Below are 26,608 nucleotides of genomic sequence, written 5' to 3' on the forward strand. Positions count from 1 at the left end.
GAGCTCGGCCGGCTGGTTGACGGCCCAGTCCTTTTTCGGCGCGAGGCGGATCCGTGCGCCGTTCGCGCCGCCGCGCTTGTCGGAGCCGCGGAAGGTCGACGCCGATGCCCATGCCACCGAGACCAGCTCGGAGACGGACAGGCCGGAGGCGAGGACTTTCGCCTTCAGGGCTGCAATGTCCGGCTCTGCGATCAACGGATGATCAACGGCCGGGATCGGGTCCTGCCAGATCAGTTGCTCCTTGGGAACGAGCGGGCCCAGGTAACGGACGATCGGTCCCATGTCGCGGTGCGTCAGCTTGAACCAGGCGCGGGCGAAAGCGTCCGCGAATTCCTCCGGCTTGTCGAGGAAGCGCCTTGCGATCTTCTCGTAAGCAGGGTCGAAGCGCAGCGCCAGGTCGGTGGTCAGCATGGCAGGCGGATGGCGCTTCGACTTGTCGAACGAATCCGGCGTGGCGCCCGCTCCGGCCGTGCCCTTCGGCTTCCACTGATGGGCGCCGGCCGGGCTCTTGGTCAGCTCCCAGTCGTAGCCGAAGAGATTCTCGAGGAAGTTGTTGCTCCATTTCGTCGGCGTCGACGTCCAGATGACTTCCAGGCCGCTGGTGATCGCGTCCTTTCCTTTACCGGTGCCGTATGCGCTCTTCCAGCCAAGTCCCTGGTCCTCGATGCCCGCGCCCTCCGGCTCGGGCCCCACCAACGCCGCATCGCCTGCGCCATGGGTCTTGCCAAAAGAGTGACCTCCGGCGATCAGCGCGACGGTCTCCTCGTCGTTCATCGCCATGCGTGCGAACGTGTCGCGTATGTCGCGCGCCGCCGCGACGGGATCCGGCTTGCCGTCGGGGCGTTCGGGGTTGACGTAGATCAGGCCCATCTGTACCGCGCCCAGCGGATCTTGAAGATCACGGTCGCCGCTGTAGCGCTCGGCCGCAAGCCACTTGCCTTCCGGGCCCCAATAGATGTCCTGCTCGGCCTCCCAGACGTCAACGCGCCCGCCGCCGAAGCCGAACGTCTTGAAGCCCATGGATTCGAGGGCGACGTTGCCCGTGAGAATGAGAAGGTCGGCCCACGAGATCCTGGCGCCGTATTTCTGCTTGATCGGCCACAGCAGGCGCCGCGCCTTGTCGAGGTTGGCGTTGTCCGGCCAGCTGTTGAGCGGCGCGAAGCGCTGCTGCCCGGAATTGGCCCCGCCGCGCCCGTCGCCGGTGCGATAGGTGCCGGCCGAATGCCAGGCCATCCGGATGAAGAAGGGGCCGTAGTGGCCATAGTCCGCCGGCCACCACGGCTGGCTGTCGGTCATCAGGGCGTGGAGGTCGCGCTTCACGGCGGCATAGTCCAGCGACTTGAACGCCTTCGCATAGTTGAAGCCGTCGCCCATCGGGTCGCCGGTCCGGCCCTGCTGGTGCAGGATGTCCACCGCGATCTGGTTCGGCCACCAGTCGCGGTTGGTCCGGCCGAGCAGGGACCGGAGCGCGGCCGGTTCCTTTGCGGGGTCGTTGAGGGGCGTGGGTCCGCCGGCGCTGCCGTCCATGATTTTTCTCCCGGATGATTGGTTTGCCGGGCAAGCCTACGCCCGGCCTTGGCCAAAGAAAAGTCAATAAACTTTGTCATGAAGTATAATAAAATCTATAGATGGGCAGGCCCCCCGCGGGCGATCCAGAGCCGCCGTGGAAAGGGGCCGGGCGCCGCAAGGGGGCCGTCCGCGGCCCCGGACGGGTCGGGCCGGCCGGCCCCGGCCGCCTTGACGCGGCGTCACGGTTGCAGGCCCGTGCGCGCGGGTCTAGACCCCCGGCCGACAGCGGCATCGCCCCGCACAACCCTTCCCCCCGGAGACAGACAGAAAATGGCTCGCGCGAAGATCGCCCTCATCGGGGCCGGCATGATCGGCGGCACTCTGGCCCATGTGGCCGCGCGCGAGGCGCTGGGCGACGTCATCCTGTTCGACATCGCCGAGGGCACGCCGCAGGGCAAGGCGCTGGACATCGCCGAGGCCACCGCCGTGATCGGGACCGACGTGACCCTCAAGGGCGCCAATGACTATGCCGACATCGCCGGCGCCGACGTCTGCATCGTCACAGCGGGGGTGCCGCGCAAGCCGGGCATGAGCCGCGACGACCTGATCGGCATCAACCTCAAGGTCATGAAGGCCGTCGGCGAGGGCATCAAACAGCATGCCCCGAACGCCTTCGTCATCTGCATCACCAACCCGCTCGACGCCATGGTCTGGGCCCTGCAGAAATTCTCGGGCCTGCCGAAGGAGAAGGTGGTCGGAATGGCCGGCGTGCTGGATTCGGCCCGGTTCGCCTGGTTCCTGAGCGAGAAGACCGGGGTGTCGGTGCAGGACATCCACGCCTGGACCCTAGGCGGCCATGGCGACGACATGGTGCCGATGGTGCGCCACTCCACCGTCGGCGGCCTGCCCCTGCCCGACGCGGTCAAGGCCGGCTTCCTCAGTCAGGCCGAGCTGGACGCCATCGTCGACCGCACCCGAAAAGGGGGCGGCGAGATCGTCGCCCTGCTCAAGACCGGCTCGGCCTTCTACGCCCCGGCCGAGAGCGCCATCGCCATGGCCCGCTCCTATCTGCTGGACCAGAAGCGCGTCCTGCCCTGCGCCGTCTGGCTGTCCGGCGAATACGGCCTCAAGGACCTCTACGTCGGCGTCCCCGCCCTGATCGGCGCCGGCGGCGTCGAGAAGGTGATCGAATTCACCACCAATGACGACGAAAAGGCCATGTTCAAGAAGTCGGTCGAGTCGGTCCAGGGTCTGATCCAGGCCTGCAGGGACATCGACGGCTCGCTGGCCTGAGGCCCCCGGCGGCGGCCGGCGGACGCCGCCCGTCGCGGCCGTCGGGAAACGTCTCCGGCCGCCTCTGAACGCGAGCCTGAGGCGCCGTTCCACGCCTGGGGAGCGGCGCCCGGTTTCGCTCGCAATTCTCCCGGAAAATCCTATATGTTGACGGCTCCGGCGCGGACCAGATTCGCGGTCCGGAGACTGTTGATTCCCGACGGCCAGATCGCCGTCCTATCCGGCCCGAACCGGGCGATGATCCGACCGAATATATGACCGACCAGACCCCGACCGCGCGCAACGTCGACACCGCCGAGGAGGCCGCCTACGGGGCCGACTCCATCAAGGTCCTCAAGGGCCTGGACGCGGTCCGCAAACGGCCGGGCATGTACATCGGCGATACGGACGACGGCTCGGGCCTGCACCACATGGTCTATGAGGTCGTCGACAACGCCATCGACGAGGCGCTGGCCGGCCACGCCGACCTGGTCCAGGTGATCCTCAACGCCGACGGATCGGTCACCGTCACCGACAACGGCCGCGGCATTCCGACCGACATCCACGAGGGCGAGGGCGTGTCGGCGGCCGAGGTCATCATGACCCAGCTGCACGCCGGCGGTAAGTTCGACCAGAATTCCTACAAGGTCTCCGGCGGCCTGCACGGCGTCGGCGTCTCGGTCGTCAACGCCCTCAGCGACTGGCTCAAGCTGGTCATCTACCGCAACGGCAAGCGCCACGAGATGCGGTTCGAGCGCGGCGACACCGTCGAGAGCCTGCGCGTCACCGGCGACGCCCCGGTCCGCGACAACGGCAAGGTGCTGTCCGGCACCGAGGTGACCTTCTTCCCGTCGGTGACGACCTTCGCGCATATCGACTTCGATCTGAAGACCCTCGAGCACCGTTTGCGCGAACTGGCCTTCCTCAACTCGGGCGTGGTCATCAAGCTGCGCGACGACCGCCACGCCGAGCCGTTCGAGGAGGTTCTGCACTACGAGGGCGGGGTCGAGGCCTTCGTGCGCCATCTCGACAAGTCGAAGACGCCGTTGCTCAAGGACGTCATCGTCATCCGTGGCAAGAAGGAGGGGATCGAGGTCGACCTCGCCCTCTGGTGGAACGACAGCTACCACGAGACCATGCTGTGCTTCACCAACAACATCCCGCAGCGGGATGGAGGCACCCATCTGTCGGCCTTCCGCGCCAGCCTGACCCGGGTGATGAGCAGCTACATCGACGCCGCCGGCGCGGCGCGCAAGGAGAAGGTCTCGGTCTCGGGCGAGGACGCCCGCGAGGGCCTGACCTGCGTCCTCTCGGTCAAGGCACCGGATCCGAAATTCAGCTCCCAGACCAAGGACAAGCTGGTCTCCTCCGAGGTTCGCCCCGCCGTCGAGAGCCTGTGTTCAGAGGGCCTGTCGACCTGGTTCGAGGAACACCCGGCCGAGGCCAAACAGGTGGTCGCCAAGATCATCGAGGCTGCGGCCGCCCGCGAGGCCGCCCGCAAGGCGCGCGACCTGACCCGGCGCAAGACGGCGATGGAGATCAGCTCCCTGCCCGGCAAGCTGGCCGACTGCCAGGAGCGCGACCCCGCCAAGGCCGAGCTGTTCATCGTCGAGGGCGATTCCGCCGGCGGCTCGGCCAAACAGGCCCGCAACCGGGAGAACCAGGCCGTGCTGCCGCTGCGCGGCAAGATCCTCAACGTCGAGCGGGCCCGCTTCGACCGGATGCTGTCGTCGGACCTGATCGGCACCCTGATCCTGGCGCTGGGCACCGGCATCGGCCGCGACGACTTCAACGCCGACAAGCTGCGCTATCACAAGATCATCCTGATGGCCGACGCCGACGTCGACGGCGCCCATATCCGGACCCTGCTGCTGACCTTCTTCTACCGGCAGATGCCCGAACTGATCGAGCGGGGCCACATCTATATCGCCCAGCCGCCGCTCTACAAGGTCTCCAAGGGCAAGCAGTCGCGCTACCTCAAGGACCAGGCGGAGATGGACTCCTATCTGATCGAGGAGGGGTCGTCCGAGGCCGAGCTGGACCTGCCTTCGGGCGAGCGCCGCACCGGCCTCGACCTGCAGGCGCTGGTGCGCGAAGCCAAGGCCTTCAAGGCCGGCGTCGATCGCCTGTCGCAGCGCGCGCCGGCCTTCGCCATCGAGCAGGCGGCTCTGGCCGGCCTGTTCGACGAGCCGGCCGCCGATCCGTCGAAGGCCGCCGCCCGGCTGAACCTCTACGCCGAGGAGGGCGACGGCGACTGGGCCGGTTCGCCCGGGGCCCAAGGGGCCGTGGTGTTCGAACGCGTGCGGCGCGCCGTCACCGAGCGCATCGTCCTGGAGGAGGCGCTGATCCGTTCGCTCGACGCCCGCCGCCTGGCCGAACGCTCGGCCGCCTTCGGGGGTCTGTTCGACAGGCCGGCGGTCTATCGCCGCAAGGACAGGACGGTGACCATCCGCGGCCCGCTGGACCTGCTCGAGGCCGTGCTGGACGCCGGCAAGAAGGGCATCGCCATCCAACGCTACAAGGGGCTGGGCGAGATGAACCCGGAGCAGCTGTGGGAGACCACCCTGGACGCCAACGCCCGCACCCTGCTCAAGGTGTCGGTCGAACACCAGGAAGACGCCTCGGACCTGTTCGCCAAGCTGATGGGCGATGTGGTCGAGCCGCGCCGGGAGTTCATCCAGGCCAATGCGCTCGACGCCGCCGTCGACGCCTGACCGATCGGCCTACGACCGGCCGGCTTCGATGAAGGCCCGGATCGACGGCCAGTGCGGCGGCACGCCGCGCGCCCCGTCGCAGGCGATCTCCTTGAGGTAGCGGGGCATGGTCTCGCGGCGCAACGGCTCCCACGCCGCGTCTTCCTCCGGATATTGCGCGACCTCGCTTCCGTCGGGTCCGATCTCGACCATGCCGGCGGTCCGCCACTGGTCCGCCTCGCAGCGGAACTGATAGGTCTCGATCGAGTGGCTGAGGTCGCCGGGGTCCCCGGCCTTGGGCACGGTGGCGACCTTGATCGAGGTGATCCCGGCCTCGGTCGCGATGCTGTCCGCATCGGCCATGTAGGTGTTGTTGGGACTCCGAGAATAGGCCTGCCACGTCTCGGCCGCCGCCGGCCCTCCCAGGGCGACCGCGGCGACTCCCAGCCAGACAGCGATTTTCATTGCGACCTCCCCAGATCAGCGCCGCCATGATGCGCCACGGCGGGCGATTGGCAAGAGCCTGGGCCGGCCGGGGCGATCAAAAGGAAGAAATGGCGCACCCGACAGGATTCGAACCTGTGACCCCTGCCTTCGGAGGGCAGTACTCTATCCAGCTGAGCTACGGGTGCGTCTGGCGGCGAAAGCCGGGACGAAGGGCCTTACAGCAGGACCGCCCCGCCCTCAATCCCGAATGCGCGACCGTCCTCCGGCGAGTTCAGCACGATTTATGGTGGTCCGTCGGCGGGCCCGTGCGTTAGCGTGCGGCCGCTTCGACGATGGAGGGTTTTCGATGCGCGCGCTTCTTTTCGTCCTGCTGCTGCTGGGCGCCTGCGCCGCCCCCCGCGCCCCCGGGGCCGTGGCCGACCCGTCGGGCGATACCCTGGACGCCATCGCCCGGGACTATGTCGGGCTGATCCTCGAGATCGGCGAGCGCGAGGAAGGCTATGTCGACGCCTACTACGGTCCGCCCGAATGGCGGACGGCGGCGGCGGCCAACCCGCGCGAGATTCCCCAGCTGATCCAGGGGGCCGCGAGCCTGACCGCCCGGCTGAACGCGATTTCCGCGGCCGGCGCCGATCCGGCGGTGGTCCAGCGCAGGGCCTATCTGCTGGCCCATGTCTCGGCGGCCGCGGCGCGGCTGCGGATGCTGTCCGGAGAGAAGATCAGCTTCGCCGACGAGGCCGAGGCGCTGTTCGGGGTCCGGCCCGAGCTGCGCCCCCTGTCGTCCTACGATCCGGTGCTGGCCGAGATCGACGCCCTGCTGCCGGGGGCCGGCCCGCTGGCCGACCGCGTCACCGCCTTCAAGTCGCACTACGTCATTCCGAAGGACCGGCTTCAGGCCGTCATGGACGCCGCCATCGCCGAATGCCGCGGCCGCACGGTCCAGCACATCGCCCTGCCGGCCAACGAGAATTTCACCCTCGCCTTCGTCGGCGACAAGCCGTGGTCCGGGTATAATTACTACCAGGGCGATTCGCAGTCGAAGATCGAGATCAACGCCGACCTCCCGATCTACACCGAACGGGCCATCGATCTCGGCTGCCACGAAGGCTACCCCGGCCACCACGTCTATAACGCCCTGCTCGAGAAGACCTTCGTGGACGAGCGCGGCTGGGTCGAGATGAGCGTCTATCCGCTGTTCAGTCCGATGTCGTTCGTGGCCGAGGGCAGCGCCAACTACGGCATCGACCTGGCCTTCCCCGGCGACGAGGGCCTGGACTTCGAGCGCGAGGTGCTGTTCCCGCTGGCGGGTCTCGACCCCTCGACGGCGGAGAAGAAGGCGCAGCTGCAGGCGCTGACCCGGCGGCTGGCGCAGGCCGAATACACCATCGCCGACGACTATCTCGCCGGCCGCATCGACCGCGACACGGCCATCGGGCAGCTGATGGAATACAGCCTGGCCGACCGGGCCAGGGCGACCCAGCGGCTGCGTTTCATCGACACCTACCGCAGCTATATCATCAACTACGGCCTCGGCCGCGACGTGGTCCAGGCCTGGGTCGAGCGACAGGGGCCGGATCGCTGGCGCGGCATGGAGACGCTGCTGAGCAGCCAGACCCTGCCGGCGGATCTGGTCCCCTGATCAGCCCGCGTCGGGTCGGGAGGCGCCGAAGGGCCGACGGCCGCCTTGCCGGCGACGCGGCCGCTCACGCCCTGGCGCCCATGGCGGCGGCGGTCTCGTCGATGAAGCGGGCCATGTCGAGGTCGCGCTGGGTCACGCCGCCGGCGTCGTGGGTGGTCAGCACGATCTCGACGCGGTTGTAAACGTTGAACCACTCGGGGTGATGGTCAACCCTGTCGGCGCGCAGGGCGACGCGGGTCATGAAGCCGAAGGCGGCGTTGAAGTCGGTGAAGACCAGTTTGCGCTCGATCGCCGGGCGTTCGCCGGCGCGGGCGCGCCACGAAGGCAGGGCCCCGAGGACCTTGTCCACATCCAGCCGCTCAACCATCCGACGTCTCCCTTGTCTCCGCCCGGGCCCGGCCCAGAGCCGTATCGCGCCCGCCCGCGGCCCACAAGACGGGAGGCCGCGGCAGGAACGCAGTCGAAAGCTTGAGCGTTAACGGGCGTCGCCATTGGAACGCGGAGCCTGCGAGATGGACAATCTTTGGATCGCCGCGCTGGACGCCGCCGACCGCAAGCGGATCGAGCCGCACCTTCATGAGCGATCCTTCGCCCAGGGGCAGGTCCTCTACGACGCCGGCGAGGCCGTGGACGAGGTCTGGTTTCCGCTCAGCGGGGTGGTCTCGCTGATGACCCTGGTCGATGACGACCGGATGATCGAGACGGCGGCGATCGGCCGCGAGGGGCTGGTCGGCGTCACCTGCGGCCCCCTGAACGCCCGGGCGGCGAGCCGGGCCGTCGCCCAGGTCGACGGGGTGTCGGCCTGCTGCCCCGCCGGGGTGTTCGCCGACGCGCTGAGCCGCAGCGAGGGCATGCGCACGGCCCTGTCCAAATTCACCGAAAGCCTGTTCGCCCAGGTGCAGCAGGCGGCGGCCTGCAACGCCCAGCACAGGCTGGACGAACGGCTGGCGCGCTGGCTGCTGACCATCCACGACCGCGCCGCCGCCGACCGCTTGAAGCTGACCCAGCTCGACATCGCCGAGATGTTGGGCGTCCGGCGGGCCACGGTGTCGGAGGTCGGCTCCGGGCTCGAGGAGAAGGGGCTGATCCGGCGCGGGCGCGGCTGGGTCGAGGTGCTGGACCGTCAGGCGCTGGAGGACGCCGCCTGCGGCTGCTACGCCCTGATGCGCGGGGTGATGAAGGATCTCGGCGTGCCGCGGCCCAACGGCGGCCCGCACTGACCGGCCGGAGGCGCCGATGCTGCGGCCATGCGGACGGATGACGGCGCGGCGGGGACGCGCTAGACCGCCCCGATGACCGACGCGGCCGCCTCCGACGCTTCTTCCGGCAAGACTTCCTCCTTCGGTTTCCGCGACGTGGACGCCCGGGAGAAGGTGCGGCTGGTGCGCGGCGTGTTCGATTCCGTGGCCTCGAACTACGACCTGATGAACGACCTGATGAGCGGCGGCGTGCATCGGCTGTGGAAGGACGCGGCGGCGGCCAGGCTCAACCCGCGGCCGGGCGAGGTCATCCTCGACGTGGCCGGCGGCACCGGCGACATGGCCCGGCGCTATGCGAAGATGGCGCGGGCGGCGCAGCGGCGGCGCGGCGGCGCGGACGCCTCGATCATCGTGCTGGACTACAATGCGGAGATGCTGGCGGCGGGGATCGCCAGGGGCGGCGAGCCGGAGATGTCATGGACGGTCGGCGACGCCATGGCCCTGCCGCTGCCGGACGCCTCGGTGGACGCGTATTCGATCAGCTTCGGCATCCGCAACGTGGCCGACATCCCGCAGGCGCTGGCGGAGGCGCGGCGGGTGCTGAAGCCGGGCGGGCGGTTCCTGTGCCTGGAGTTCTCGCGGCCCACCGCCTCGGTCATCCGCAAGGCCTATGACGCCTGGTCCTTCCACGCCATTCCGAGGATCGGCGGCTGGGTGGCGGGCGACCGCGACAGCTACCGCTACCTGGTCGAGAGCATCCGCCGTTTCCCGGACCAGCAGGCCTTCAGGGCCATGATCGAGGCGGCCGGCTTCAGCCGGGTGACGGTGACCAACCTGTCCGGCGGGGTGGCGGCGATCCATCACGGGTGGGCGATCTGAGCCGCCGGATCGATCCGGCGACCCCGCCGCCGCCGCCCGCCACCGTGCCGGTGCGGCGCCCGGTCGAGGCCTTCGTGCGCCTGCTCGGCTGGGGCTGGGTGCTGGTCCGCCACGACGCCCTCGTCCCGCGCGAGATCACCCCGCTGCTGCCGGTCTGGGTGCGCTGGATCGCCCATCTGCTGCACGCCTTCGCCGGGCGCGAGGCGCGCGAGGGCCGGCCGGGCCAGAGGCTGGGCAAGGCCTTCGAACATCTGGGCCCGGTGGCCATCAAGCTGGGCCAGGTGCTGGCCACCCGGGCCGACATCTTCGGCGTCGGATTCGCCCGCGACCTCGGCCGGCTGAAGGACGCGCTGGAGCCCTTCCCGGTCGATCAGGCCCGGCGCGAGATCGAGCGCTCGCTGGGGCGGCCGGTCGAGGCCCTGTTCACCGATTTCGGCCCGCCGGTGGCCGCCGCCTCGCTGGCCCAGGCCCATCCGGCGTGGCTGGCCGACGGACGCAAGGTGGCGGTCAAGGTGCTGCGGCCGGGGGTCGAGCGGCGGGTGGCCCAGGGGCTCGACTCGATGCGGCTGGCGGCGCGGCTGGCGGTGCGCTTCGTGGCCCCGGCCCGGCGGCTGGAGCCCTCGGCCTTCGTCGAGACCATCGCCCGGGCGCTGCGGCTGGAGCTGGACATGCGGCTGGAGGCCGCCGCCGCCTCCGAGCTCAAGGACATCATGGACAGGGCCCGCGACACCGGCGGCTGCCGCATGACCGCCCCGGCGGTGGTCTGGGACGGGGTCGGCAAACGGGTGCTGACGCTGGAGTGGGCCCCCGGCGTGGCCATGACCGACCCGGCCGCGGTGGAGCAGCCGGGGCTGGACCGCGACGCCCTGGCCGATCACGTGGTCCAGGCCTTCCTGACCCAGGCGCTGGACTACGGCGCCTTCCACGCCGACCTGCACGAGGGCAATCTGTTCTGCCACGCCCCGGCCGAGCTGACCGCCATCGACTTCGGCATCGTCGGCCGGCTGGGCCCGTCGGAGCGGCGCTATCTGGCCGAGATCCTGTGGGGCTTCCTGAGCCGCGACTACGACCGCATCAGCCGGGTCCATTTCGAGGCCGGCTATGTGCCGCCCGGGCATTCGGTCGAGGCCTTCGCCCAGGCGCTCAGGGCGGTCGGCGAGCCGGTCATCGGCAAACAGGCCTCGCAGGTGTCGATGGGGCGGCTGCTGGGCCAGCTGTTCGAGATCACCGCCCTGTTCGACATGCATCTGCGGCCCGAACTGATCCTGCTGCAGAAGACCATGGTCTCGGTCGAGGGGGTGGCCCGGCGGCTCAATCCCGACCACGACCTGTGGGCCGCGTCCCGGCCGGTGGTCGAGCGCTGGATCCGGCGCGAACTGGGCCCGCAGGCCCAGGTGCGCGACGCCGTCGAGGAGCTGCGGGCCACGCTGAAGGCCCTGTCGCGGCTGGCCCGGAACCCGCCGGAGCCCCGCACCGTCGTCATCCGCGAGGTCCATGCGCCGGGCTGGATGGTCGCCGGCCTGACCCTGGCCCTGGCCGCGGCGGGGGCCGCCCTTGTTCTGTCGCTTTGGCCGGTCACCCTCTGAGCCCATCCGGAGACCATCCCATGAAGCCGCTTCTGCTCGCCGCCGCCCTCGTCCTGCTGGCGCCGGCCGCCGCCCACGCCCAGGTCGCCGCCGGAACCCTGCCCAACACCTTCGACGACCGCGCCGCCCGGCCCGCCGCCGCCCCGGCCCCCGCGCCGCAGGCCGCCCCGGCGGCCGAGCTGTCGCCCGAGCCCGCCAGCGAGGCCTCGGAGGAGACCCTGCGCGAGATCGTCGCCGAGCTGCAGGCCGGCGAACTGGACCCCGGCCGCATGACCGACGACCTCGCCGCCAGGCTGAGCGGGCAGACGGCGGCGATGACCCCGGTCGTCCAGGGCTTCGGCGCCCTCGTCTCGGTCGCCTTCCTCGGCAGCCGCGACGGCCTCGACGTCTTCAACGTCATCTTCGCCGCGGCCGAGACGCAGTGGATGATCGGCCTGACCCCCGAGGGCAGGGTCTCGGCCCTGCTGTTCCGCCCGGCGGAATAGGCGGCGGGTCTCACCCGGGCGCCATCGCGAAAATTCGGTGTGGCGGAGTCGGCAGGGTCGGCGCCGGCGGCGCGAAAATTCGCTGTGTCAGAGTCGGCAGAGTCTGCATCGGCGCACCTGGGCGGTGCGGCGGGGATGCGATTGTCAAGGACCGGCTCCCGGCCAAGGGGAGACGGGAAGTCTACCCCCGGTTTTTCCTCAGGCGGAAAGACAGGTTTTAGTTTCGGCCAGGACGTTGAAACGGCGGGGTTTCGTCCGCTGAACCAGACTATAAATCCGCCGATTTCCGACACAGCGTCATGGGCGCCGGGTCAGGGCGGGGCCAGGCCCGGGCCGGCCAGCAGGCCGAACAGGAAGCCGCCGGGGTGGGCTTCCCACGCCAGTCCGCCCGGCCCGCTGTCGCTCAGGCGGAGGGCGTCCGCGCATGACGTATTCCCCTGCCACGCGGTGGGGTAATGCCGGTATCGGGGAGTTGGCGGAAGACGCCACGCCCCCGGCGGCGCTCAGCCCTCGTCGGGGCTCTCCGCGTCCGGCCGCTCGGGTCGCATGCCGGAAAGCAGGGGCATGGCGAACAGGCCGAACAGGAAGCCCCCCAGATGGGCCTCCCATGCCAGACCGCCGACCCCGCCGCTCACCCGAACGATGGCGAAGAGGACCAGAAACAGGATGACGTTGGTCTTGGCGAAGGCCTTGACGTTTTTCCAGACCTGACGCGAGCGCAACGGGACGATCCCGCCGTCGAAATCGACCCGGGCGGCGGCGCCCCACAAGCCGCAGATGGCGCCGGACGCCCCGACCATCGGGACGGCGCCGAAGGGATGCAGCGCCAGATAGAGCGCCGCGCCCGCCCACCCCGCAAACAGGAAGAGAGTCGCGTAGCGCAACCAGCTCGCGGGACCGGCGCCGAGGCGAATCAGAACAATCGGACTCAGCGCCAGCAGGGCGCTGGTGTTCATCAGGAGGTGAGCCAGACCGGCGTGAGCGAATATGTGTGAGACGAGCGTGGTCCAGCGACCGTCCCGCAGGGCCTGTCCGGACAGGCCCCAGACGTCCGGCCCGCCCTGGGTCAACTCGACAACGAAGGTGACGAGCAGCAACCCGAACAGGGCCAGGCCGGGGGCGCCGTGTTCCCGGCCCAGCGCCTTCCACGTCGCGGGTTTGCTGAGGTCCGCGCCGAGCCCCAGCTGGCCGTCAGAGGCGCGCTGCAGGGTGGTTCCGACGGCGGCGGTCTCTTCGGACATCCGTGCATCCTGACCGGAATGCGGTTGTCGGGCAAGGTAGCGCTGGGCGCGGCGTTCCGTTCTCCTCCACCGGCGGAACCCGGTCTGGGTCGTTCCCGGGGAACCAGTCGGCGGCGAGGTCGAGGCAGTCGGGGTTGTCGCGCTCGATCAGGGCCAGCTTCCAGTCGCGCTTCCGCTCCTTGATCTGCTTCTCGCGGCGGATCGCCTCGACCACCCAGGCGAAGGGCTGGAACCAGACCAGCCGGGTGCAGCCGTATTGTTTGGTGAAGCCGTCGAAGACGCCGTTGCGATGCTTCCAGACCCGCGCCGTCAGGTTGGCGGTCATGCCCGTGTAGATTGCGCCGTTGCGCCGGCTGGCCATGATGTAGGTCGCGATGAGCGGGGGCGCGAAGCGAACCCCGGGACCCAGCGGCGCCCCCGCGCAGGCGGGGGCGATCTGTTCAGGCAGGCTGTGTCGAGCAGCGGCGCTCCCGACAGGGTCGCGCTCGCGCGCGCCGCTGGGTCCCCCGGTCTGCGCGGCTGCGCCGCTTGCCGGAGGATGACGAAAGGGGGGATGCGGTTGTTCGAGGGCGTCCGGATTGCACGGTGTTTCCGTGCGGTGCGGTGGAGGCGATGCCGGTGTTGGGAGTTAGGGGGGCGTAAGCCTTAAGCCGCCATCAGAGGCAAATCTTTCCACTCCGCACTAGCGGGACGGACGTGAGAGGTGACTTGCGACAGGAGAGCAAGCGACTCCGAGGGCCAATCACTGAGGTTCTCAACAACCGCCTCTCGGGGCCACTCAGGCTGCGCCCGCTGGACGTCCGAAAACTTGGTATGCGCAAAGGCCACCGAGGGCGGGGCCGGACTAATGATCTCAAACAGTGCGATCCGACCGTCACTGAGTTTCACGCCAAAATCGAAGTCATACTGGCTGCTGCTTGCTCCGAGCACCGCGACCTTCGATTGGACCATCGGTGAGGAGTAGGCACGTTCCAGCTTGTCTTTCACCACTTCGAACAGCGCTCGCTCACGGTGCCTCACCGACCGATCCAACATCTGGGTGGCCCAAGCGCGTGAGGCCTCGGCAACCAGCGCCATAGCGGTGACGAGATTCTGCGCGCCGACGTCGTCAGCGACGAAAGCATCGCCTTCAAAGCGAATACCGGACTGTTCTGCGATCGCCTCGGCCCGCCGGCGGTCGCCGGGACGCATGTGGTGAACGCCTTCATCCAGCACTGCCGTGCGCCCCAAACCGTCATCCGAGACGCGGAATCCACCACTTCGATTGGGGACGACGGCGAGGTTGATAACCTCACCGCTCGGAAACAGCGTGGTTGTGGGCACGCGAATGAAGCCGTCAGCGAACCAAGGCTGCTGACTACCAGCAATCGCGTCTCTCAGGACTTCGTATTGGTCTGCCACTAGAAAAGTTCCGGCCGATGAGGCGGGGGCGGAATGCTCCCTACAATATTGCATCTCTCCAAGAAGAACATCATCGCTGCGTCAAAATCGGTCATGGCCGGCTCAACGCAAAGTCCATCGTACCTCTCGCGAGGCTGCCGTTGGCGGGGCCAGCGCCTGTTTAACTCCCAAGGATAGAAGCGTGTCACGTCGGCAGGCAGTCGGCCGCCCCGGAGACCGCGAGGCAAATCGGTCCTCAGTGAATTAACGTGCTCAGCCTTTGGCCTAAAGCTCAGCCTCTGAACTGGGTCGCCCGCAGCTACAAGCACCAAGCTGGCGGATTGGCGCTGGGTTCGGATTGTAGCGTTGCCTCGTATTTCAAGCCCGCTAATCGCAACGTCGTCGAGCAATAGAGGTACGACCAAGAGCGCTCGCCCGCTGCTCGTCGGATCTTCTCGCCAACTCGGCTGCCCGCCAACAGCCTTGGTTGAGGCGAGGAGGCGATCGATTTCATCGAGCGACAACATCCCCCACCATCCCGTGGTTTTCCGAGTCGCGTAAACCCCGATTTTTCGCCGCCTAATGCACCCGCGCCTTGCCGATCTCCAGCCCGCCCTCGCCCGCTGACACGGCGATCACGGACCCGTCCTCGATCTCGCCCGCCAGCAGTTTCCGCGCGATCGGGTCGACCAGTTCCTTCTGGATGACGCGCTTGAGCGGGCGGGCGCCATAGACCGGGTCGTAGCCCTTGTCGGCGAGCCAGGCCGCCGCCGTGTCGTCAAGGGCGAGGGTCAGGCGGCGGTCGGCCAGCAACCGCTCGAACCGGGCCAGCTGGATGCGGACGATGCCGGCCATCTGCGCCCGCCCCAACCGGCGGAACAGGATGATCTCGTCGATGCGGTTGAGGAATTCGGGGCGGAAATGGGCGCGGACCTGGTCCATGACATACGGCCGCACCGACTCGACGTCGTCGCCCTCGGACTGGCCGGCGAGGGCGTCGGAGCCGAGGTTGGAGGTCATGATGATCAGGGTGTTCTTGAAGTCGATGACCCGGCCCTGGCCGTCGGTGAGGCGGCCGTCGTCCAGCACCTGGAGCAGGACGTTGAAGACGTCGGGGTGGGCTTTTTCGACCTCGTCGAACAGCACGACCTGATAGGGGCGGCGGCGCACCGCCTCGGTCAGGGCCCCGCCCTCGTCATAGCCGACATAGCCGGGCGGGGCGCCGATCAGGCGCGAGACGCTGTGCTTCTCCATATATTCCGACATGTCCATCCGCGTGATGGCGGCCTCGTCGTCGAACAGGAATTCGGCCAGCGCCTTGGTCAGCTCGGTCTTGCCGACGCCGGTGGGGCCGAGGAACAGGAAGCTGCCCAGCGGGCGGTTGGGGTCGTTGAGGCCGGCCCGGGCGCGGCGCACGGCGTCGGCGACGGCGGCGAGGGCCTCGTCCTGGCCGACCACGCGGCGGGACAGGGCGTCCTCCATCGACAGCAGCTTCTCGCGCTCGCCCTCGAGCATCTTGTCGACCGGGACGCCGGTCCAGCGCGACACGACCTGGGCGATCTGTTCGGCGTCGACCACCTCCGGCGTCAGGGGGCCGGCCTTGTCGGCCTCGTTCTCTTCCGCCTCGGCCAGCTGTTTCTCGATGCCCGGGATCTGGCCATAGGCGATCTCGGAGGCGCGGCCGAGGTCGCCGGCGCGCTGGGCCGAGGCCAGTTCGGCGCGCAGCCGGTCGAGGGTCTCGCGCAGCTGGGCCCCCTGACCGACCTTTTCCTTCTCGGCCTTCCAGCGGGCGGTGAGGTCTTCGGACTGGGCGTCGAGCTCGGCGATCTCGTCTTCCAGCTTTTCGAGGCGGGCGACCGAGGCCTTGTCGGTCTCCTTCTTCAGGGCCTCGCGCTCGATCTTGAGCTGGACGGCGCGGCGGTCGATCTCGTCGAGGGCCTCGGGCTTGGAGTCGACGGCCATGCGCACGCGGCTGGCGGCCTCGTCGATCAGGTCGATGGCCTTGTCGGGCAGGAAGCGGTCGGTGATGTAGCGGTTGGACAGGGTCGCGGCGGCGACGATGGCCGAGTCGGAGATGCGCACGCCGTGGTGGACCTCATACTTCTCCTTCAGTCCACGGAGGATGGAGACGGTGTCCTCGACGGAGGGCTCCTCGACGAAGACCGGCTGGAAGCGGCGGGCGAGGGCGGCGTCCTTCTCGACGTGTTTGCGGTATTCGTCGAGGGTGGTGGCGCCGACGCAGTGCAGCTCGCCGCGGGCCAGGGCGGGCTTGAGCAGGTTGGAGGCGTCCATGGCCCCGTCGCCCTTGCCGGCCCCGACCAGGGTGTGCATCTCGTCGATGAACAGGATGATCTGCCCTTCCGCGGCGGTGACCTCGGCCAGCACGGCCTTGAGCCGCTCCTCGAACTCGCCGCGGTATTTGGCCCCGGCGATCAGGGCGCCCATGTCGAGGGCCATGACGGCCTTGTCGCGCAGGCTCTCGGGCACGTCGCCGTTGACGATGCGCAGGGCCAGGCCCTCGACGATGGCGGTCTTGCCGACGCCCGGCTCGCCGATCAGCACGGGGTTGTTCTTGGTGCGGCGGGCGAGGACCTGGATGGTGCGGCGGATCTCCTCGTCGCGGCCGATGACCGGGTCGATCTTGCCGTCGCGGGCGGCCAGGGTCAGGTCGCGGGCGTAGCGTTTGAGGGCGTCCCAGGCGTCTTCCGAGCCCGCTGAATCTGCTGTTTTGCCCTTGCGGATCCCGTTGATGGCCTCGTCGAGCTTGTCGGGCGTGGCGCCGACCGAGGCCAGGACGGTGGCGGCCACCCCGCCCTCGCGGGCGATGGCGCTGAGCAGGCGTTCGGTGGTGACGAAGGCGTCGCCGGCCTTCTTGGAGGCCTGTTCGGCGGCGGCGAAGACGCGGGCGGTGTCGCCGTCCAGATAGAGCTGGCCCGAGCCGCCGGAGACCTGGGCGCGCCTGGACAGGGCGGTCTCGGTGGCGGACTCGGCCTTGGCCGGATCGCCGCCGGCGGCGGTGATCAGATTGCGGGCGAGGCCGTCGCGCTCCTCCAGCAGCACCTTGAGCAGGTGTTCGGGGGCGAACTGCTGGTGGCGGCGGGCCAGGGCCAGCGACTGGGCGGACTGGACGGCCTGTTTGGCGCGGTCGGAGTAGAGTTCGAGGTTCAAGGCGGATCCCCTGTGTCAGGCGGCAGGTGCTCTCCGGACGCCCTTTCAGGAAGCGGCGCCTTGAGATGGCGCAAATCTGGGTGTGGCGATCGCGCCACACAAGGGGGGCGGCGGCTCAGCGGACCAGTTCGACCAGGTCGAGGTTGGACTCGAGCTGCGGCCACGGCAGCGCCAGCCGCCAGCGGTCCTCGCCGATGCGCTCGAGCACGGCGATGAGGTCGCGCCCGGGCCGCTGGCCGTAGGAATTGGCCGGCGGTTCGTCGGCGAGGGCGAGGGAGCCGAGCATGACCATGCGCCGGTCGTTCTCGGGGAACAGCAGGCCGGCCGGCCGCTGGCTGCCGGTCAGCTTGGTGAATTTCAGCCCGTTCGGGGTCTGTTCTATGCGGCAGGCGAACCAGCCGTAGACGACGTAGCCGAGGCCGTCCTCGCCGCCCTGGGAGCCGAGCTTGACGGTGCGGCAGCGATAGTCGCCGACCGGCGGCGCCACGGCCGGCCGGCCGGCCCCGGGGTCGATCAGCGCGCCGGTCGAGGCCAGGTCGCCGGAGCCGCGCTGGCGCCGCGCCTGCTCCAGCGCCAGGGCCCAGGCGGCGTCGAGCCGGGCGTAGCGGTCGCGGTCCCGGTCGGTGACGAGGGCGCGCCAGTCGCGCAGAACCGTCCCCGGGCGGGGCCCCTCGGGGGCCGGCGGAGGGGTGGCGCAGGCGGCGGCGAGGGCGGCCAGGGCGATCAGGCCCATGGCCCGGGACAGGCGAGGCATGCGACGCTCCCGTGGGTCTCGGCCCGCCGACCGGCCGGGGGCGCGGCGGGGATCGGCGATCGTACAGGGGACTCCCTTGGACCGGGCCCGGCCCGGCCCGTCAAGCGCCCTCGCGCGCGAAGCGACGGACAGCCGGTCAGTCCTCGGCGGCGGAGGCCTCGGCCTTGCGCCGGGGGGCGCGGCGCTTCGGGGCCGGAGCCTCGGCCTCGCCGCCCTCCGGCGGAGCCTCGGCGGCGGGGGCGGCCGAACGGGTCAGGAAGCCCGGCAGGGCGGTCGGGGCCTCGTCGCCATCCGCGGCCTTGTCGGGGCGCGGCCGACGTTCGCGGCGCGGTCGGTCGGCGCGGTCGGGCGCCGGCCCGGGGCCGGCGTCGGCGGCCGCGGACTCGCCGATGTGCCCGGCCGGGGCGTCGGCGCCCTCGCCCTCGGCGCGCTCGGTCTGGAAGCGCTGGTTGCGTTCCTGCTGGCGGCGTTCCCAGCGCTCGCGGCGGGTCTCGCGGCGGCCGCCCTCGGCCTCGGCCTCGGCCCGGGGCTCGCGCGGCGGGTCGTCGCGGTCGCGCCATTCGCGGCGCGGCTGGTCGCCGCCCTGGCGGTCGTCGGCGTCGCGCTGGCGGGCCTCGGCGGCGGCGAGGCGGTCGGCCTCGGCCTTTTCGGCGGCCATGATGGCGGCGGCCTGGGCCCCGGTCTCGTCCTCGAAATCGATGTCGAAGCCCTGGCCGGCCAGCTCGCGCTGGGCGATCTCGGACACCGGACGCGAGGGCTGCAGGGCGCGCAGGACGCGGAAATAGTGTTCGGCGTGCTGGGTGTAGTTCTCGGCCAGAACCCGGTCGCCGGCGGCCGAGGCGTCGCGCGCCAGCTGCATGTAGCGCTCGTAGACGGTCTGGGCGTTGCCGCGGACCTTGATGTTCTCCGGGCCCTGGGAATCCCAGGACCGGTTCGGATTGGTGGCGTTGGCGTTGTTGGCGCCACCGCCGCCGCCGGGCTTCCTGTTGCGTCCGCGCTGACGCTTCATGCCCTTGAAATCTCTCATCGGACGCTACCGTGCTTTGTGAGGGGACGGGCGGGCCTGCGAGATGCAGCCTGTCGCCGTCCGTTTCGTCGTTCCGCTTCGCTCGGGGCCGATCCCCGCTGACGATGTGATCGGAAATCCGTCGCCGCCCCCTGGTCCGCCGGGCCCGCGGGCCCGACCGTCAGTTGCCCTGGGCGCGCGGGAATGGGCCTGAGGCGGTCCAAGGCGTGCGTTTGGGTGGGAGACAGGGGGAGACTTAGCCTGTGCGGGGGCGGTTTCCAAGGGCTTTGTTGAGTCAGCGGTCCTCCCCCGGCGGGGGAGGATACTCACATCTTCGGAACCGGACTGGTGCGCGGGTCGGGGCCGTTGGTGACGACGCGGTCGCGATCCGACAGGTCCTTGACCACGATGACCCTGTCGAAGCCCGCCGCCTCGAACAGGGCCCTGACCTGCGGACCCTGGTCCCAGCCGATCTCGACGGCGAACAGGCCGCCGGGGCGCAGGATGCGGCGGATCTCGGGGGCCAGTTCGCGATAGGCCTGCAGGCCGTCGGGGCCGCCGTCGAGGGCCAGGTGCGGATCATGGTCGCGGACCTCGGGGTCGAGGCCGGCGATGTCGCCGGAGGGGATGTAGGGCGGGTTGGAGACCACGACGTCGAAGCTGTGGTCGGCGAAGCCGGCGGCCCATTCGGTGCGCAGGAAGGTGGCGCGGTTGTCGAGCTCGAGGTTGGCGGCGTTCTCCTTCGCCACCGCCAGGGCCTCGGAAGAGACGTCGGTGCCGACGCCGCGCGCGCCGGCCCGCTCGGCCAGGGTCGCCAGCAGGATGGCGCCGGAGCCGGTGCCGAGGTCGATCATCTCGAAGGCCCGGTCGGGAGGACAGGCCAGCAGGACGACGTCGAGGATGGCCTCGGTGTCGGGGCGGGGGCTGAGCACGTCGGGGGTGACGGTCAGCATGATCTTCCAGAACCCCTTCTTGCCGAGAATGCGCGACACCGGCTCGCGGCGCAGGCGGCGCTCGACGAAGCCGTCGAGCATGTCCTGCTGGCCGGAGGTCATCGCCCGGTAGGGGTCGGTCAGGATGTCGGTGCGCGAGCAGCCGGCCGCGACCTCGAGCAGCAGCCGGGCGTCGATCGAGGGACTGTCGATGCGGCCGGCCTTGAGCGCGGCGGCGGCGGCCTTCCAGGCGGTCAGCAGGGTCCGGGGAGCGGCGGCGTCGGTCATGCCGACGGCTTGGCGCGGGACCGCGCCCAGATCAAGCGGCGCGGCGCCGGAACGGCATGGAAACGGAGCCGTTCTGCCCCGAATGCAGGAACAGGCACGGCGAGACCCGGTCGGACGGGGCGGCGGCCCCGGGCTGTGGGGCGTGATCGCGGCGGCGGCGGGCGGGCTCGCGGCCGGGGCCGGGGCGGCGCACCTGCTCTATCGCCACGGGCACAGATACGGGGTCGAGCTGCGCCCGCCGCGGCCCTCGCCGCCGCCGCCGCGCCCGCCGGTTCCCGAGGATTTCGAAGCCCGGGAGCCGGGCCGCGGGCGGCTGGCCCGGCGCCCGGAGCATATTCCGCACAAGGGCTGGGTCGACATCTTCTGGCGGGTCGGCGCCTCCTATTTCGGCGACCGCGTCGGCTTCATCGCCGGCGGGGTGACCTTCTTCGTGGTGCTGTCGCTGTTCCCGACCCTGGCGGCCTTCGTGACCATCTATGGCCTGTTCTCCGACCCCAGCGACGCCGTCGCCCGGCTGTATTTCCTGTATTCGGTGATGCCGACCGGGGTGGCCGAATTCCTCGCCGGCCAGATGCAGCGGCTGGCCGAGAATTCGAACACCCAGCTGACCTTCACCCTGGCGTGGACGCTGGGCCTGTCGCTGTGGACCGCCAACGGGGCGATCAAGGTGCTCTTCTACGGCCTGAACATCGCCTATCACGAGGTCGAGCGGCGCAATTTCCTGACCTACAACCTGCTGTGCATGGCCTTCACCGTCAGCGGCCTCGCCGCCATCCTGGTGGCGGCGGCCATGGTCATGGGCGTGCCCCTGGTGCTGGGCTATTTCGGACTGGCCGACGAGTGGGCCTATCTGGCCCCGCTGCGCTGGCCGCTGCTGCTGCTGGTCTACATCACCTCGCTGACCCTGGTGTACCGCCTCGGCCCCTGCCGGGCGCGGGCGCAATGGCGCTGGCTGACGCCCGGAGCCCTGTTCGCCTCGGTGCTGAGCGTGATCCTGTCGCTGGGCTTCAGCTGGTATCTGCAGGCCTTCGTCAAGGTCGACTCCTACGGCCCGCTGGCGGCGATGATGGGCTTCCTGCTGTGGACCTGGCTGAGCGTGCAGATCATCCTGATGGGGGCCGAGCTGAACGCCGAGATCGAGCACCAGACGGCCATCGACACCACCACCGGCGCACCGGCCGGTCTGGGCGAGCGCGGCGCGGTGGTGGCCGATACGGTCGGGCCGCGGCGGGGCAGCCCGGCCGCCCTCGCCTTCACCCTCAAACACGCCGAGGCCCTGTCGGACCGGCTGCTGCGGCGGCGCATCCGAAGGCTCTGAGGCTCACGCCCCGGCCGCGCCTCGCGACGGCGCCGGCTTCATCGGTCCGGCCCCGGCGCGCAGACGGCGCGGAAGCCGGCCGCGGCGAAGCGGATCATGTAGTCGCAGGCGGCCTCGAGGTCGCCGGAGCGGCACAGGCCGCCCGACAGGCGGTCGAGCCGGCCGGTCTCGCCCAGGGTCAGGGTCAGGGCCCCCGACAGGTTATGGTAGGCCCAGTAGAGATCGACCTCGCGGGCCTCCGGCATGATCTGCTTGATCAGTTCGATCAGGCGGCGGATGGCGGGGTCGAAATAGCGGGCCATGGTCTCGCCGCCGAAGGTCGGATTGGCGTTGGTCTGGGCCACCAGGGCGGCGTAGTGCTTCCACCCGGGGCCGCCCTTCAGCGACCACTGGAAGGGCGGCCGCAGGAAGGCCTCGAACAGTCCCTCCAGGGTCATGCCGCCGGGACCGGGGTCGCGGGCGTAGCGGTTGACCGCATCGACGCGCTCATTGTTCCAGACCTCGGCCCGGCGCAGGAAGACGGCGTCGAACAGGCCCCGCTTGGCGCCGAAATAGTAGTGGACCAGGGCGGTGTCGACGCCGGCCTCGCGCGCCACCTCGCGGATGGTGACGCCGTAGAAGCCGTGTTTGGAGAACAGGTCCTCGGCGGCGTCGAGGATGCCTTCCCGGGTGTCGCCGTTGCCCTGGGCCCTGGCCTTCGACGGGCGGCCGCGCCGGGCGGGGGCGCTGGCGGACTCGGGAGCGGGCGCGTCGAGCTTGGTCATGGCGGCGAAGCTAGGCTCGGTCAGCCGGTCATGGCAACGGCGCCACAGTCCGGCGGGGCCCGCCGTCCGGCAAGCGGCGCCGTTTGACAGGCGGGGGAAAAAGATTACGGTTCCTGAAAATCATTGAACGCTGAATAAAAGCGTCTCGGGCTGGAAACCACTGGAATGGGGCTTCGCATGAACCGCTATATCAAGACCGCCTTGCTGGCGGGCGCCGCCTGGAGCGCGCTTGCGACCATGGCCGCGGCCCAGGACGCGCCGCCCCCGACCGCGGAGGCCGCCGACGTCGGCGACGTCATCGTCACCGCCCGGCGCCGCGACGAGGCGCTCAAGGACGTGCCGATCTCGGTCTCGGCCCTCGGCGCCGAACGCCTCGAGGAGACCGGGGCCACGGACATCACCGCCCTGCAGCAGCAGACCCCCAACGCGACCGTGCAGGTGGCCCGCGGCTCCAACTCGACGCTGATCTCCTTCATCCGCGGCGTCGGCCAGCAGGATCCGCTGTGGGGCTTCGAGCCCGGCGTCGGCCTGTATATCGACGACGTCTATGTGGCCCGCCCGCAGGGCGCCGTGCTCGACATCTTCGACATCGAACGCATCGAGGTGCTGCGCGGGCCGCAGGGCTCGCTGTACGGCCGCAACACCGTCGGCGGGGCGATCAAATACGTCACCTCGCGCCTGTCGCAGGATCCGGAGCTGACCCTGCGCGGGGCCTATGGCAGCTACAACCAGATCGACCTGCTGGCCTCGGGCAGCGTGCCGCTGGCCGACAATTTCCGCGTCGGCGGCGCCGTCGCCAGCTATCAGCGCGACGGCTTCGGCCAGAACCTGAACACCGGGGCCGAACACTACGACAAGGACGTGCTGGCCGGCCGCCTGAGCGCCGAGTGGGAGCCGCGCGACGACATGTCGATCCGCCTGGCCTACGACCGGGTCGAGGACGATTCCAATCCCCGCCACGGCCACCGCGAAGTGGCGGGCGCGACGCCGGCCGGCGCCGTCCTGCCTGGCGTCTATGACACCAACGCCGGCATCGGCGACGACAATTCGGTGATGACCCAGGGCGCCTCGGCGACCCTTCAGCTGGACCTGAACGACCACTGGACGTTCAAGTCGATCACGGCCTGGCGCGAGGGCGAGACCGACACGGTCATCGATTTCGACAACACCCCGGCCCCGACCCTGGACATCCCGGCCTATTACGCCGACGACCAGCTGACCCAGGAATTCCAGTTCCTGTTCGACTACGACCGGATCCAGGGCGTGGCCGGCTTCTTCTATCTGGACGGCCACGCGGAAGGGGCTTTCGACACCATCCTGGGCGCCGCGGGCTTCGTCATCGGCACCGCCGGCTCGGTGGACACGGAGAGCTGGGCCGGCTTCGCCGACGTCAACCTCGACCTGACCGAACGCCTGCACCTCGGGCTCGGCGTCCGCTATACGCTGGACGACAAGCAGGGAACGGTGTTCCGCGCCAACTACGCCGGGGCCACCCGCAGCCCGCTGCTCGGCGGCGCGCCCCGCGCGCCGACGCTGGTGCGGACCGATTACACCAACGAGAAGGATTTCAGCCAGTTCACGCCGCGCGTCGCCCTGTCGTTCGACCTGAGCGATGATGTGACGACCTACGCCTCCTATTCGCAGGGCTTCAAGTCGGGCGGCTTCGACATGCGCGGCGACGCCATCCTGACCCCGGACACCGTCGACGGCTATGACCCGGAAACGGTCGATTCCTGGGAGATCGGCCTCAAGGGCGCCCTCGACCGCCTGACCTTCGCCGCCTCGGTCTTCTACAACGAATACCAGGACCAGCAGGTCACCACCCAGGTTCCGGCCGGGGCCGGCATCGCCAGCTTCGTCGACAACGTCGGCCAGTCGACCCTGTCGGGGGCCGAGTTCGAGGGGTCGCTGGTCCTGACGGACAACCTCACCGCCAACCTCGCCGTCGGCTATCTGGAGGCCGGGTTCGACGAGTTCATCCGCTACAACCTGGCCACCGCCGCCTACGAGGACATCTCGGACCTGGTGGTGCTGCAGAACGCGCCGGAATGGACGGGCTATTTCGGCCTGACCTGGCGCGGCGACGTGGCCGGCGGCGAGCTGGCGGTGACGCCGTCGGTCTCGTACCGCGGCGACTCCAGCATGTTCGAGTTCCCGAATCCGATCCTCGACCAGCAGGCCTATTCCCTGGTCGACCTGTCGGTGGTCTGGACCGACCCGACCGACCGCTACACCCTCGGCCTGCACGGCAAGAACCTGACCGACGAGACGTATCGCGTCGGCGGCTACAACTTCCCGGGCGCCTTCTTCGACAATTCGATCATCGGATTCTACGGCCCGCCCCGGACCGTGACCGCCTCGCTGCAGGTCAAGTTCTGAGCCGCAACGACTGCTGAAGCCGGGTCGCCTCTGATCGGGGGCGGCGGTTCATCCGGGCCGCCGCCCTTTTTCTCTGGCGCAGCCGAAAAGCGCCGCTACCGTTCCGCCGACGAACAGGACCAAGGGAAACGCCATGACCGCCACGGCCGCCGCGCCCGTCCGTCCCGGCTACCGCTACTATGTGCTGGCGGTGCTGGTGCTGGTCTATACGCTGAACTTCCTCGACCGGCAGATCATCGGCATCCTGGCGGCCCCGCTGAAGGCCGAGTTCGGCCTGTCGGACAGTCAGTTCGGCCTGCTCGGCGGCATCGCCTTCGCCAGCGTCTATTCGACCCTGGCCATTCCGCTGGCGTGGCTGGCCGACCGCTTCAGCCGCGTCTGGATCATGACCGGGGCGCTGGCGGTGTGGAGCGGCTTCACCGCCCTGTGCGGCGCGGCGACGTCCTTCACCCAGCTGTTCCTGTTCCGGATGGGCGTCGGCGTCGGCGAGGCCGGCGGGGTGGCCCCGGCCTATTCGCTGATCGCCGACTATTTCCCGCCCGGCCAACGGGCGCGCGCCCTGGCCGCCTTCGCCTTCGGCATTCCGCTGGGCACGGCGGCGGGGACCCTGGTCGGCGGGCTGCTGGCCGCGACCTACGGCTGGCGCACCGCCTTCATCGCCGTCGGCCTGACCGGCCTCCTGCTCGCCCCGATTCTCCTGCTGACAGTGCGCAATCCCGGGCGAGGCGGGACCGATACGGTCAAGACCGAGGCCGGGCTGGCCGTTATCGCCGCAACCCCCGTGGCGGGCTCGGGAAACGCCGGCCGGATCGCGGCGCTCATCATGCTCGGGATCGGCGCGGGCGCGCTGGCCCTGGCCGGTCTGATCCATTTCGCCGGCCTAGCCCACGGCAATCCGCTGCTGTTCGGCTTCGGCGGCCTGTTGGCCCTGGTCATCGGCGTGTCGCTGATGATCGCGGGGCGCACCGCCTCGGCGGTGATCCCGAAGAAGAGCTTCTGGCTGCTGGCGCTGGGCGCGGCCTCGTCCTCGGTGTGCGGCTATGGCGTCGCCGGCTGGCTGCCGCTGTTCTTCATGCGCAGCTTCGGCCTGACCCTGTCGCAGACCAGCTGGTACTACGCCGGCATCGCCCTGATCGGCGGCCTGCTCGGCATCTGGCTGGGCGGGGCCGTCGCCGACCGGCTGTCGAAACACGGCAAGGGGGCCTATCCGCTGACCCCGGCCATCGCCTTCCTGATCTCGGCCCCGATGTTCATCCTGGCGATGAACTCGCCGTGGCTGATCGGCCTGATCCTCCCCGGCGGCGGCACCAACGCCCAGCAGCTGGTCGTCGCCTTCCTGATCTTCCTGATCCCGACCGGCCTGAACCTGGCCTGGCTGGGACCGGTCACCGCCTCGATCCAGCATCTGGTCCCGGCCCCGATGCGCTCGACCGCCTCGGCCCTGTTCCTGCTGATCAACAACCTGCTCGGGATCGCCGTCGGCTTCTACTATTTCGGCTGGATGAGCGACCTGCTGGCCCCGCGCTTCGGCGACGAGAGCCTGCGCTGGGCGATCTACACCGGCATGGGCTTCTACCTGCTGGCCGCCCTGCTGCTGATCGGGGCGTCGAGGACGCTGAAGCGGGACTGGGTGGACTGAGGGTCTGTTTTTGGGGCCGGCTGGTTCGTC

General features: G+C 69.8%; 21 protein-coding genes and 1 tRNA gene. 10 read left to right on the plus strand and 12 right to left on the minus strand.

Features of this window, described 5'->3' with window-relative positions:
- Positions 1–1,527, minus strand: a 1,527-nt coding sequence (gene katG / locus Q0588_RS14050; protein ID WP_298747374.1) for a catalase/peroxidase HPI, incomplete at its 3' end; no start/stop codon positions are given.
- Positions 1,528–1,839: 312 nt separating this feature from the next.
- Here katG and mdh point away from each other — a divergent pair.
- Complete coding sequence (gene mdh / locus Q0588_RS14055) at positions 1,840–2,802, plus strand: malate dehydrogenase (RefSeq protein ID WP_298747377.1); 963 nt, start codon at positions 1,840–1,842, stop codon at positions 2,800–2,802.
- Between the two features lie 254 nt (positions 2,803–3,056).
- Positions 3,057–5,495 carry a DNA topoisomerase (ATP-hydrolyzing) subunit B gene (gene gyrB, locus Q0588_RS14060; protein ID WP_298747380.1) on the plus strand — a complete coding sequence of 813 codons (2,439 nt, stop codon included), beginning with the start codon at positions 3,057–3,059 and terminating at the stop codon, positions 5,493–5,495.
- Positions 5,496–5,504: 9 nt separating this feature from the next.
- Here the strand turns inward: gyrB and Q0588_RS14065 are convergent, their stop codons facing one another.
- Together Q0588_RS14065 and Q0588_RS14070 are read right to left on the minus strand one after the other, a co-directional pair.
- Positions 5,505–5,939, minus strand: a complete 435-nt coding sequence (locus Q0588_RS14065; protein ID WP_298747383.1) for a surface-adhesin E family protein — start codon at positions 5,937–5,939, stop codon at positions 5,505–5,507.
- A gap of 90 nt (positions 5,940–6,029) precedes the next feature.
- A tRNA-Arg gene (locus Q0588_RS14070) sits at positions 6,030–6,106 on the minus strand.
- A gap of 161 nt (positions 6,107–6,267) precedes the next feature.
- Here Q0588_RS14070 and Q0588_RS14075 point away from each other — a divergent pair.
- A complete protein-coding gene (locus tag Q0588_RS14075; protein ID WP_298747386.1) occupies positions 6,268–7,560 on the plus strand; it encodes a hypothetical protein in 1,293 nt (430 codons plus the stop codon).
- A 64-nt stretch (positions 7,561–7,624) separates the two neighbouring features.
- Here Q0588_RS14075 and Q0588_RS14080 read toward each other — a convergent pair whose 3' ends face one another.
- Positions 7,625–7,927, minus strand: a complete 303-nt coding sequence (locus tag Q0588_RS14080; RefSeq protein WP_298747389.1) for a 4a-hydroxytetrahydrobiopterin dehydratase — start codon at positions 7,925–7,927, stop codon at positions 7,625–7,627.
- A 145-nt stretch (positions 7,928–8,072) separates the two neighbouring features.
- Here Q0588_RS14080 and Q0588_RS14085 point away from each other — a divergent pair, with 145 nt between their 5' ends.
- From Q0588_RS14085 to Q0588_RS14100, 4 genes are all read left to right on the plus strand, one after another.
- A complete protein-coding gene (locus Q0588_RS14085; RefSeq protein ID WP_298747392.1) occupies positions 8,073–8,780 on the plus strand; it encodes a Crp/Fnr family transcriptional regulator in 708 nt (235 codons plus the stop codon).
- Between the two features lie 72 nt (positions 8,781–8,852).
- Positions 8,853–9,638, plus strand: coding sequence for a class I SAM-dependent methyltransferase (locus Q0588_RS14090; RefSeq protein WP_298747395.1), 786 nt, complete (start codon positions 8,853–8,855; stop codon positions 9,636–9,638).
- Positions 9,626–11,224: a 2-polyprenylphenol 6-hydroxylase gene (ubiB, locus tag Q0588_RS14095; RefSeq protein ID WP_298747397.1), complete on the plus strand. Its 1,599-nt coding sequence runs from the start codon at positions 9,626–9,628 to the stop codon at positions 11,222–11,224. The genes Q0588_RS14090 and ubiB overlap by 13 nt, the downstream gene beginning before the upstream one ends.
- A 20-nt stretch (positions 11,225–11,244) precedes the next feature.
- Positions 11,245–11,709, plus strand: a complete 465-nt coding sequence (locus tag Q0588_RS14100; protein ID WP_298747400.1) for a hypothetical protein — start codon at positions 11,245–11,247, stop codon at positions 11,707–11,709.
- A 503-nt stretch (positions 11,710–12,212) separates the two neighbouring features.
- Here the strand turns inward: Q0588_RS14100 and Q0588_RS14105 are convergent.
- The 7 genes from Q0588_RS14105 to prmC form a co-directional block, all read right to left on the minus strand.
- On the minus strand, positions 12,213–12,950 hold the full coding sequence (locus Q0588_RS14105) for a rhomboid family intramembrane serine protease (protein WP_298747402.1): 738 nt from the start codon (positions 12,948–12,950) through the stop codon (positions 12,213–12,215).
- Positions 12,901–13,311 carry a GIY-YIG nuclease family protein gene (locus Q0588_RS16065; RefSeq protein WP_366873026.1) on the minus strand — a complete coding sequence of 137 codons (411 nt, stop codon included), beginning with the start codon at positions 13,309–13,311 and terminating at the stop codon, positions 12,901–12,903. The genes Q0588_RS14105 and Q0588_RS16065 overlap by 50 nt, the downstream gene beginning before the upstream one ends.
- Before the next feature lie 284 nt (positions 13,312–13,595).
- Entirely contained in the window at positions 13,596–14,351 is a 756-nt protein-coding gene (locus Q0588_RS14115; RefSeq protein ID WP_298747405.1) for a hypothetical protein, read from the minus strand.
- 558 nt (positions 14,352–14,909) lie between these two features.
- The gene (gene clpB, locus Q0588_RS14120) at positions 14,910–17,498 is read right to left on the minus strand and encodes an ATP-dependent chaperone ClpB (RefSeq protein ID WP_298747407.1); all 2,589 of its coding nucleotides are present in this window, start codon (positions 17,496–17,498) and stop codon (positions 14,910–14,912) included.
- Between the two features lie 115 nt (positions 17,499–17,613).
- A complete protein-coding gene (locus Q0588_RS14125) occupies positions 17,614–18,252 on the minus strand; it encodes a DUF4893 domain-containing protein (protein ID WP_298747409.1) in 639 nt (212 codons plus the stop codon).
- A gap of 136 nt (positions 18,253–18,388) precedes the next feature.
- Entirely contained in the window at positions 18,389–19,279 is an 891-nt protein-coding gene (locus Q0588_RS14130) for a DUF4167 domain-containing protein (RefSeq protein ID WP_298747411.1), read from the minus strand.
- Between the two features lie 305 nt (positions 19,280–19,584).
- The gene (gene prmC, locus Q0588_RS14135) at positions 19,585–20,478 is read right to left on the minus strand and encodes a peptide chain release factor N(5)-glutamine methyltransferase (RefSeq protein WP_298747414.1); all 894 of its coding nucleotides are present in this window, start codon (positions 20,476–20,478) and stop codon (positions 19,585–19,587) included.
- An 82-nt stretch (positions 20,479–20,560) separates the two neighbouring features.
- Between prmC and Q0588_RS14140 the strand changes: the two genes are divergently transcribed.
- On the plus strand, positions 20,561–21,796 hold the full coding sequence (locus tag Q0588_RS14140) for a YihY/virulence factor BrkB family protein (protein ID WP_298747417.1): 1,236 nt from the start codon (positions 20,561–20,563) through the stop codon (positions 21,794–21,796).
- A 38-nt stretch (positions 21,797–21,834) separates the two neighbouring features.
- On the opposite strand, the gene Q0588_RS14145 is transcribed toward Q0588_RS14140, so the two are convergent.
- On the minus strand, positions 21,835–22,560 hold the full coding sequence (locus Q0588_RS14145; RefSeq protein WP_298747420.1) for a TetR/AcrR family transcriptional regulator: 726 nt from the start codon (positions 22,558–22,560) through the stop codon (positions 21,835–21,837).
- 177 nt (positions 22,561–22,737) lie between these two features.
- Between Q0588_RS14145 and Q0588_RS14150 the strand changes: the two genes are divergently transcribed.
- Positions 22,738–24,939 carry a TonB-dependent receptor gene (locus Q0588_RS14150; RefSeq protein WP_298747423.1) on the plus strand — a complete coding sequence of 734 codons (2,202 nt, stop codon included), beginning with the start codon at positions 22,738–22,740 and terminating at the stop codon, positions 24,937–24,939.
- Between the two features lie 133 nt (positions 24,940–25,072).
- The gene (locus tag Q0588_RS14155) at positions 25,073–26,578 is read left to right on the plus strand and encodes an MFS transporter (protein WP_298747426.1); all 1,506 of its coding nucleotides are present in this window, start codon (positions 25,073–25,075) and stop codon (positions 26,576–26,578) included.
- Positions 26,579–26,608 lie beyond the last annotated feature (30 nt).

It is taken from the genome of uncultured Brevundimonas sp. (assembly GCF_937870815.1).
In the GTDB taxonomy this organism is placed as follows: Bacteria; Pseudomonadota; Alphaproteobacteria; order Caulobacterales; family Caulobacteraceae; genus Brevundimonas.

Coding starts and splice junctions, on each gene's coding strand:
- mdh (WP_298747377.1), top strand. CDS start 1,840: ATGGCTCGCGCGAAGATCGCCCTCATCGGGGCCGGCATGATCGGCGGC.
- gyrB (WP_298747380.1), top strand. CDS start 3,057: ATGACCGACCAGACCCCGACCGCGCGCAACGTCGACACCGCCGAGGAG.
- Q0588_RS14065 (WP_298747383.1), bottom strand. CDS start 5,939: ATGAAAATCGCTGTCTGGCTGGGAGTCGCCGCGGTCGCCCTGGGAGGG.
- Q0588_RS14075 (WP_298747386.1), top strand. CDS start 6,268: ATGCGCGCGCTTCTTTTCGTCCTGCTGCTGCTGGGCGCCTGCGCCGCC.
- Q0588_RS14080 (WP_298747389.1), bottom strand. CDS start 7,927: ATGGTTGAGCGGCTGGATGTGGACAAGGTCCTCGGGGCCCTGCCTTCG.
- Q0588_RS14085 (WP_298747392.1), top strand. CDS start 8,073: ATGGACAATCTTTGGATCGCCGCGCTGGACGCCGCCGACCGCAAGCGG.
- Q0588_RS14090 (WP_298747395.1), top strand. CDS start 8,853: ATGACCGACGCGGCCGCCTCCGACGCTTCTTCCGGCAAGACTTCCTCC.
- Q0588_RS14100 (WP_298747400.1), top strand. CDS start 11,245: ATGAAGCCGCTTCTGCTCGCCGCCGCCCTCGTCCTGCTGGCGCCGGCC.
- Q0588_RS14105 (WP_298747402.1), bottom strand. CDS start 12,950: ATGTCCGAAGAGACCGCCGCCGTCGGAACCACCCTGCAGCGCGCCTCT.
- Q0588_RS16065 (WP_366873026.1), bottom strand. CDS start 13,311: ATGGCCAGCCGGCGCAACGGCGCAATCTACACGGGCATGACCGCCAAC.
- Q0588_RS14125 (WP_298747409.1), bottom strand. CDS start 18,252: ATGCCTCGCCTGTCCCGGGCCATGGGCCTGATCGCCCTGGCCGCCCTC.
- Q0588_RS14130 (WP_298747411.1), bottom strand. CDS start 19,279: ATGAGAGATTTCAAGGGCATGAAGCGTCAGCGCGGACGCAACAGGAAG.
- prmC (WP_298747414.1), bottom strand. CDS start 20,478: ATGACCGACGCCGCCGCTCCCCGGACCCTGCTGACCGCCTGGAAGGCC.
- Q0588_RS14140 (WP_298747417.1), top strand. CDS start 20,561: ATGCAGGAACAGGCACGGCGAGACCCGGTCGGACGGGGCGGCGGCCCC.
- Q0588_RS14145 (WP_298747420.1), bottom strand. CDS start 22,560: ATGACCAAGCTCGACGCGCCCGCTCCCGAGTCCGCCAGCGCCCCCGCC.
- Q0588_RS14150 (WP_298747423.1), top strand. CDS start 22,738: ATGAACCGCTATATCAAGACCGCCTTGCTGGCGGGCGCCGCCTGGAGC.
- Q0588_RS14155 (WP_298747426.1), top strand. CDS start 25,073: ATGACCGCCACGGCCGCCGCGCCCGTCCGTCCCGGCTACCGCTACTAT.